Consider the following 8,523-nt stretch of genomic DNA (forward strand, 5'->3'; position numbering starts at 1 on the left):
TGGGCGGCGTGGGATCTACAGTAACTGTATGATTCGACGCCGGTTGAAGTGTGATACCACCGATGAACGAATATGGCACCCGAGATCACGGCTGCTCAAGCACGAGCGGGACGTCTGCAGCTGCGGGCCGCGAGCGTCGGTCCGCTCGCTCCTGGCGAGCCGCGGTGCATACGGGAAGTGCCCGTTGTGGGAGACAATGCCCGACTCCCTATATATATAGTTTTCGCTGACGATCATCCTGAGTCGGCGGTGGCGCACCCGCGTCGGCCACGGCTCGTTATACCGTCGTTGCCCTCGAAGGGTGAAATGTCATGAGCAGGGTGGACCAACAAGGGTCGGGGGGACCCGACAGGTGGCAAGTCGGCGGCATCGAAACGGTCAACAGCGACGGGCGGATCAAAATTCCGGCGCGCATTCGGGAGGTTCTCGGTGTCGCGCCCAAGGACGAATTGCACATCGGCTACGATTTCGGAACCCGACGACGCGTCCTGGCGGGCTCCGAAATCGTTGACCCGGGTGTCAAAGATCTGGACGCGAACACGCTCTACGGTGCCAGCAATCGTTTCAGGTACACCATCCCCAGTCAGCAGCGTGCCGAGAAACCCGGCCTGGATCACATGGTGCAATCGTGGCAAGCCGTGCCCGACGACGCCCGGCTCGCCTGTGGCCAGACGTTCGTCTTCGTGTACCCGGTCACGCCCGCGGACCCACAGCTTGGGGCCGAACCGAACTGCTGTTACCTGGTGCCCTGGTCGGCCTTCAGCCAGTGGCTGTCTGACCCTGCGGACTCCCAGGCCTCGATCAGCGTCGACACCACGCCGCTACCGAGAGCGGCCCGATCACACAGTGCCGACGGCGAGGCTCGCTGGCGAGTGGTCGGCCGGGACTCGTTGTCGATGCAACGGATCCCGCTGTCCGACAGGCTCCTCACAGAATTAGGACTCCAGTCCGGCGATCCTATCTACTGGGGCGTCGAAACCGACACTATGCGCGTCGTGGTCGGTATCGGTCCGATGGGTGGCGACACCACCTCCGCCGGTGACAGTACACTCGGAACGCCCGGCGACGGCCACCGGATCACGCTCCCGGCCCAGCTGTTCGCCCCCGAGCCTGAGGGAGACATCGTGCGCAGGCAGTGGCAGACCATCCCCGACGACGCGAAGTTCGAAGCCGGGGCCGATCTGGTGTTCGTCTACCGGGACGACGGCGAGACGGAGTGGTGCTACGTCCTGACCGAGCGTGCGTTCTCCGAGTGGGTCTCCCCACCGGGAGAGCCGGTAGAGAAGATCACGACTGCAGCCGACACCGCCTTCGACCACAGCGCCGCGTTCGGGTCGTTCCCGGAGGAAAGCGGGGGCGATGCGTCATCGGCGGACGACGAGAGCACCTGAACGGCCACACCGAAATCGACACCCCGTCCAGGCCCCTTCTCAACAGCGCTACGTCTCAACGCGATAGGTCCCGATATTGTGCCAGTACTTGTACCGGCCCGAGGACCGTTCTTCGAGCCCGTACGCCAGAAGCGCCTCGGTGTAGTTGTCCCGCGAAAGCGCGTGGGTCACCCTGAACGGCACCGTGCTCTTTTCGCCCACGAGGGTCAGTTCCGCGCCGGCCTCGGCCGCCGCTTCGCGGGCCGCTGGCAGCGCGAGGTCCGAGAAGTGGACGTACACGCTGTCGGCGATCGAGGGGCCGTCCGTGATCACGTTCTCGAGCAGGTCGGTCCCGGCGACCGTATGATTGATCCGGATATCGTCGAACTCGTCGAGGTCCGGGAGGTAGGGCGGATTGCAGACGCACAGGTCGAGCGGATCGTCGCGCTCGGTGATATCCGGGTTATGCGCGTAGTCGAACCCCAATCCGAGGCGGAGCCGGAGTTCCGGGTCTCCGCCGCTGTAAGGCCTGTTCCGCTGGAAATTGAGTTTCGACATAGCGAGCGGCGCCAGCACCCAGTCCGAAAGATACAGTTCCGACAGCGCCGGACACTCGCTGGCGAGTCCGATGCCGATGAACCCGGTGCCAGAGCCCACGTCGATCGCGGACGCGATTTCGCTCTCGAAGACGCCGTCGGCTCGGAGCCCTTCGAAGACGTGGTAGGCGTCGACCGCGGGAGGCCAGAGGTCCGAGGACTCCCGCCACAGCACGTCGATCCCCTCGTAGTGGATCGACATTGTGTGCTCGCCGAACAGCGCCGTGACGAGATCCCCGAGTTCGTGGTCGTGGATCGGACAGTCGTAGTCGTCGGCCGTCGGCGGCCGCTGGTCGGCGGTGAAGCTACCGCCGGGGGCCTCACAGTGACAGTCCCACAGGAGTTCTGGCTCCTCGATCGTCAGCGACCCGCGCGGTGTCCGGAACGACATCGCCTCCATGCCCCGGTCGATGTCGACGTGGAGGTCGATGTTCCCCTCGTCGTCCAGCACCGGTCGGTCGCTGTCGTACAGCTTCTCGAAGAGGTGGTCGGCGTCGATGTCGTGCTGGCTCAGCGCACCGGCGATCTGCTGTGAGTACTGGCGCTCGACCATCTCGCGAGCCCGGCGGTCGTCGACCTGTCGGAGCAGTTCGCGGACGCTACTGTCCACGTCACTGCACACGCTGATAAGCGACGGAATGTCGTCGAACAGCGGCCCGAACCGTTCCCGGGCGTCCTCGCCCTGCAGCGCGCGCTGTGCCAGCTGCTCGACCCCGGCGTCGAAAGCCACTTCGGCCGTCCTGACCTCCTGGGCCAGGTCACCGGTATCGACGAGATGCAGGCACTCCTCCACCGTCGGGGCAAGGATCACCGATGGGGACGCCGCCTCGGCCGAGGCGATGAAGAGTCGTTTCTGCCCCGGGTCGAAGAGCGTGAACTCGTACTGGTCGTTGGGATCCGAGACGAATCCGTCACCACGGAGAAGTTCGTTGATCGTCGCGTAACGCTTCGAACCCTCGGGCTCCATCTGGAGGGAGACGTACCGGGACGGGTCGATGTCTTCGGCGACCGTTGGATGGGCCCCCGTGATCGCCGGCAGCGACTCCGCCGTGTCGATCGTCCAGAACACCTCTTGGGTAGCTTCCGCGTCCGAACCAGGCACCTCCTCAGTGTGACCTTTGTCCGTTTTAGACCCTCTCTGGTCATCTTCCTCGTTCGAGTTCGACAGCGAGTCCCGCACCGCGGATGGGAGCGTCATCCGAGCGTTCCTCTTCTGAACTCTCGTCCACCCGAGTAGTTTCCACGTCGTCACGGCGGATCATTTTCACAAAGCGATCAAAAGAGTATCCATAATTTCGGGATCGGAAAACTGGCGAGTTCCCTGTTATCAGCGACTCCGGAGACAGGGCAGTACGACCACGACCGCCGCAGCCCGTGCGGTATATGAGTCCCTCGGCGAGTCCCGATACGTGTATGCCGGCGTCGACAGTGATGAGGGCGCTGTCCCTTCAGGACGGTATGTATGGAAGCGTACGGCGGAACGCCAGTCCCGACCAGGCCGACGGTGATCTCCTCACTCCAGTCTTCGAGTGTGACGCGTGTGGTGCAGTCCGCACCGCGTCGCGCCACGCCGATCCAGCGTGTGACGGGGCCGTCATCTACATCGACGAGGAGTGGCGCTGTGGCAAATGTGGGGATCGGATCGCGGTGTCGTCGACCTGCCCTGACTGTGGCACCGAAACGAGCGTGACGGTCCGGCCTGTCGCCGTCGATTTCGGGCCGGATGTGTCCCCGAGCACTCTCGAACGAGCGATCCACGAGGCGGTTAACGCTGCCAGACGCGACCGGGGCCTGGCCGCGCTGACGTACGATCCTCATCTCGCGGCGGTGGCGCTGGACCACAGCCGGGCGATGAGTGTCGATGACTTCTTCGGGCACGAGTCGCCAGAGGGCGGGACGCCCGCCGACAGGTACGATCGCTACGGCTACGACCAGCCACCATGTGGGGAGAACGTGGCCCACATCACGCCGACGGCACTGCGCGACGCTGCGACGATCGCCGCTGAGTTCGTCGACGGGTGGCTCGACTCCCCGGGCCACCGGGAAAACCTCCTCAGCGAGTCCTGGGCTGTCGAGGGGATCGGGGTCAGATTCGCGGCCGACGGGAGCGTCTTCGCGACGCAGAACTTCGCCTGAAAATCAGCGGATGATAGTGAGCCCACAGGAGTCGCAGTAGCCCCTTGGTTGGGGGATAGTCAGACCACAGCGGGGGCAGTCGACCAACGCTGTCTCTGTCGCCGTCGGTCGTGATTCCAGTTCGCGCCGGAGACAATGGCCACACGAGGTCTCCAGAAGCGTTGAAAAATCGGTCAGCGCCCCCAGCACGGCTCTGGCGACGCGAGGCCACTGATCGGTGACCAACGACACGGTCGCCCGCGCGAGGCGGTTCGAACCACCGCCGGGGAGCAGTCGATCGCGTCGCCGGAGGACGGATCGTTCGGCCAGTATCTCTCGGGCCGTGGCCGCGGTCATCGTGGCCAGGAGACTCGGCGTCACGTCGATTACGGGGACGTACGGGTCGAGCGCCCTGCGCAGTCGCTGGTCGAACGACAGATCGACCAGGAGCCAACTGACCGCGATGCAGGCGTGTCGCCCAAGATACGTGAGGATCGCCTCGTCACGGGTGTGACGGTACCGGACGAAGACGGCTTTCCAGTCGGTGTCGACATCGGGCTCGCAGTTCGGCTCGTCAGAGCGGCCGAGTCGCTCGATCCGCTCCTGCGCGGTCGCGACCCTGCGGCGGGAGTGGCGCAGGGTCGAGAGCTGTGGATCTGGGTCGTCACCCGGAAGGCGCGTCATCGGGCCACAGTTCCGGTCCCGTACTCCTCGGACCACTCGTAGAACCGGGCAACGTCTTCCTCCGGCAGCGACGACGAGGTTGTTTCGAACGCCTCCCAGACATCACCAGGCTGGATCAGACCCAACTCGAGGTCGTGATTGCGCAGCTTCGCGACACTGACGTCGACGAGCTCCTCGAGGCCCGGGTTGCGGCGGTAGAGCATGTTGTTGACCGCCGCCGCGCACAGCGCCTCCAGGTCGCGGCCAGTGTAACCGCCGTCGACACAGAGTTTCGCGATTGCCTCGGCGGGATCCTCGGTCCTCGGCACCTGTATCGAATCGGGGACAAAGTCCACAGGCCGGCCATCGAACCCGATGCCGCCCTTAACCGTGTGGATCCGGATAATCTCGGCTGCGGCGGCCTCGTCGGGCAGCGGGACGTGGATGCGCTGGGGAAACCGGCTCCGGATCGCCGAGTCGAGCGCCCAAGGTGTGTTGGTCGCTGCAAGGGTCAGCGTGAACGCGTCGTCCTCCTTCTCGACGCCGTCGAGTTCGGACAGTAGCGTGTCGAGCACGCGCCGAGAGGTCTCGTTCATTTCGCTGGATCGCGACTGTGTCAGCGAGTCCACCTCGTCGAGGAAGACGACACTCGGGCTGAGGTCCGCCGCGGTGTCAAACAGGGCCGAGATCTGCTTCGACGACTCGCCGTACCACTTCGAGAGGAGGTTCCCGAGTTCGACCTGAAAGAAGCTGGCGTCGAGCGAGCCCGCGACGGCCGACGCCAGCAGCGTCTTCCCGGTGCCCGGGGGACCGAACAGCAGGATGCGGTCGGTCGCGGTCACCGCGTCAGGGGTGTCCTCGATCGAGCCTAGCGCGATGGCGCGCTTGAGGTCCCGCTGGACCGACTCGAGCCCGCCGATGTCGTCCCAGGTCGTCGAGGTTTCACAGATGAATGACTCCATCTGTTTGCGGGTCTCGTCGTCGTCACTGCCGGGCGGCTGTCGCCGTTCGCGATCGCCCTGGGATTCATCGTCATCGGCCTGCTGTTCGCGCTTGAAGTAGTCGTCCAGTCGCTCGCCGCTTCGCAGGATTGACGCCGCCCGCTGGAGGCGTTCGATATCGGTCGCCCGGTCCTCACCCGTGGCCGCAGCCAGCTTCTCCAACGCAGTGGCCGCTTGATCGAACGCCCGCGCAGCGTCCTGTTTCTCACCTCGGTGACGGTGCTGCTGGGCCGTCTGGAAGTGATCTTCGTACGTGTCTCTCAGGATCTCGATTTTGAATGGATCGTCGGACATGGGTTGAAAAGGTGGAGTGTCGTCAGAACATTTCGGGCCCGTCGGCCGGTGCAGCGGCCCCAGACTCCGTGTTGCCGTCCTCACGCGAGAAGTCGTCCTCGGCCAGTTCGTCCAGCGTCGGGGTCTCCGACCCGCTGCGAGCGGCCTCGATCGCGCTCTTGACGCGGTCGTCGGCCAACGATTCGACCTGGCCGCCGGTGTCCCAGGTCTCCTCCATCTCCTCGTTGGCCGCCTGCATTCGCAGTCGCTTGTCCTCGCGGTTCTCCAGGTTGTCCTTGATCCCCCGGGCGGTCGCCTGGAACTGACTCGGCGTCATCCCGGTGGGCATTGCGTCGGGCACCCGGCGGCCGACCCGGGTTCCGAGGGCGGCCTGCTGCATGAACCGGAGGCCGTTGAGGACCTCTGCCCACTGGGACTCCGCGGCCTTGAACTCCTTGAGGAGCAGGGAAGCTTCGGACTCGATCTCCTGGACACGGCTCTCGTCGGCCGTCTTGGCCTCCTCGATCTTCTCGTCGAAGGCCGCCTTCTTTTCGTCCATCTCGTCTTTGAGGTCGTCTTTCGCTTTTTGCAGCTCGGTGATCCGGCGTCGGATCTCCATTTGACTCCAGTACCGGACCGGCGAGTGACCGAGGACGTTGACCCCGATCCACTGCCGAGTCTTGCTGATGGTCTGTCTTAGCATCGCAGTTAGAGGGAGACACTCGTGCCTAAAAGGCTGGGACGGGCAGTCCCAGGTCGTGTATCGAGGGAGCGTCCACTCGCTTCGCACACGAAGTGATTGTATTAATTTCCCTCGAACAGTCGACGCAGCCAGTCACTCACCACCGGACCCCGAGCTACACGATCTGTAGGCCTCGAGGTCCCTTTACCGGGGGTCTCGCCGTTCTTCCGTCTGTATGCCACCCTTACAGAACCCACTCGAAGAACACGCGGCACTGAAGGAGTTCTGGGAGAAGGTCGACCTCGTCATCTACCTGATCCTGATAGCGATCGTCACGCCTGAGGTCGCACGGATCGCTGCACAGGCCTACCAGTCCGACGGGCTGTTGCGTCGGAGTCTCAAGTTGCTGGAGCGGACGATCAGTGTCACGCACGAGGAGTTCGCACTGTTCGCGATCGCGGCTTACGCTGGGCTCGTCTTCCTGTTGCTATTCGACGAGATGAAGTGGCTGCAGGGGGCAATGCTGGGAATCGCGTCCGTGATCGGCTTCGTCGTGCTCCGGTCCCAGGGCGTGCTAACGACGCTGTCTCCGATCGGACACCTGCATGTCATCGCAGCCGGGTTCGCTTCGGCGTTCGTGGCCGGAGGCGGGCTTTCGATCCGAACCGAATCGGCCCCATATGAGTTCCGGCGTGCGACGTCGATGCTGTTCTGGACCGTCGCCGGCATCGTCGGTCTGAGCTTTGTTGAGTACCAATTCGCCTACGAGAACCCGCTCGTTACTGCAGGTCAGGAGACTATCGAGGCCAACGTCGTGCTGAGTTCCGTTCGCTTCGCCGGGCAAGGCCTGCTGGTCGAAACCGCGGCGAGTGTGACGTTCCTCTTCGGCGCTTACATGTTCACCAGTTACGAGGCCCAGCAGAACATCTTCGTAATCGGCATCCAGCGGGCCGGCAAGACCCTCCTCGCCGGTGCCCTGTACTTCGCTGAGGACGATGACCCCGAGAACGTCCGCCTCAACCCGACTGCCCCGATGTCACGGCTGGTCACGTCGCTGCGGGCCAACGTCGAGGGGTTCGGGAACGACGAGTACACCGGCCCCAACGACAAAGACGAGTACTACCTGCTCCGGTTCCGGACCAAGGGCGGTGAGCTGTTCAAAAAGTACGTCCAAATCGACGTCCTCGATTACGCCGGCGAGTACATCGACAAAGCGCTGGCTGAGATGGTCGCCCGCATGGTCCCACGATCTCGGCTGTCGATGAACTACCTGGTCTTGCTTTACGAGAAGATCGCCGGCCTACCGGACTTGCCCGAACAGGCCGAGGATCTCGACCCCGAGGAAGTCCGCCGGGTCATGGCCAAGCAGATCGTTCACTCCGATACGCTGGTCGTCATCGTCGACTCCGGGAGCCTCCTCTCGTCGGTCCCGTACGGGGACGACGACTACGAGGCCCAGCAGGACCTCGACGAATACATCGACACGTACGTCCAGCTGCTCCGCCATGTCGACGAGAGCATCCTGGCGGAGAAAGAGGTCGTTCTAGTCGCGACGAAGGCCGACTACCTGTACCAGCTGTACCGCAAGGAGTCTCTCGGAATGGACTTCTTCACCTGGGTGAACTACTTCCTGCTGGAACAGGAGGAGGGGAGACAGAAGATCGCGCCGCTCCTGAACCAGGCCCAGGTCGACCGGGTCTACCCCGTCTACTACGAGCTCGACCACGAGGCGTCGATGGTGGCCCAGGAGCCGCTGCCCCAGCACCCGATCGACGTCAAGGGGAACGACCTGCTACTGGAACGGCTGAAGGAAGGTGCCTGAC

General features: G+C 64.0%; 7 protein-coding genes. 3 read left to right on the forward strand and 4 right to left on the reverse strand.

What is annotated here, in order from left to right; translation table 11 throughout:
* Positions 1 to 311: 311 nt before the first annotated feature.
* On the forward strand, positions 312 to 1,391 hold the full coding sequence (locus ACOZ4H_RS20105) for an AbrB/MazE/SpoVT family DNA-binding domain-containing protein (protein WP_424331031.1): 1,080 nt from the start codon (positions 312 to 314) through the stop codon (positions 1,389 to 1,391).
* 48 nt (positions 1,392 to 1,439) lie between these two features.
* On the opposite strand, the gene ACOZ4H_RS20110 is transcribed toward ACOZ4H_RS20105, so the two are convergent.
* Positions 1,440 to 3,164 (reverse strand): hypothetical protein, encoded by a 1,725-nt coding sequence (locus ACOZ4H_RS20110; RefSeq protein ID WP_424331032.1) that lies wholly within the window; start codon positions 3,162 to 3,164, stop codon positions 1,440 to 1,442.
* Positions 3,165 to 3,424: 260 nt separating this feature from the next.
* Between ACOZ4H_RS20110 and ACOZ4H_RS20115 the strand changes: the two genes are divergently transcribed.
* A complete protein-coding gene (locus ACOZ4H_RS20115; protein WP_424331033.1) occupies positions 3,425 to 4,102 on the forward strand; it encodes a CAP domain-containing protein in 678 nt (225 codons plus the stop codon).
* 3 nt (positions 4,103 to 4,105) lie between these two features.
* On the opposite strand, the gene ACOZ4H_RS20120 is transcribed toward ACOZ4H_RS20115, so the two are convergent.
* From ACOZ4H_RS20120 to ACOZ4H_RS20130, 3 genes are read right to left on the reverse strand one after another with little or no spacing between them, the layout of a single operon-like run.
* A complete protein-coding gene (locus ACOZ4H_RS20120; protein ID WP_424331034.1) occupies positions 4,106 to 4,765 on the reverse strand; it encodes a hypothetical protein in 660 nt (219 codons plus the stop codon).
* On the reverse strand, positions 4,762 to 6,039 hold the full coding sequence (locus ACOZ4H_RS20125; RefSeq protein ID WP_424331035.1) for an AAA family ATPase: 1,278 nt from the start codon (positions 6,037 to 6,039) through the stop codon (positions 4,762 to 4,764). The genes ACOZ4H_RS20120 and ACOZ4H_RS20125 overlap by 4 nt, the downstream gene beginning before the upstream one ends.
* Positions 6,040 to 6,061: 22 nt before the next feature.
* A complete protein-coding gene (locus tag ACOZ4H_RS20130; RefSeq protein ID WP_424331036.1) occupies positions 6,062 to 6,721 on the reverse strand; it encodes a hypothetical protein in 660 nt (219 codons plus the stop codon).
* A gap of 214 nt (positions 6,722 to 6,935) precedes the next feature.
* Between ACOZ4H_RS20130 and ACOZ4H_RS20135 the strand changes: the two genes are divergently transcribed.
* On the forward strand, positions 6,936 to 8,522 hold the full coding sequence (locus ACOZ4H_RS20135) for a hypothetical protein (protein ID WP_424331037.1): 1,587 nt from the start codon (positions 6,936 to 6,938) through the stop codon (positions 8,520 to 8,522).
* The last annotated feature ends 1 nt before the right edge of the window (position 8,523 follow it).

The organism is Haloarcula amylolytica, from assembly GCF_049705545.1.
Lineage (GTDB): Archaea > Halobacteriota > Halobacteria > Halobacteriales > Haloarculaceae > Haloarcula > Haloarcula amylolytica_B.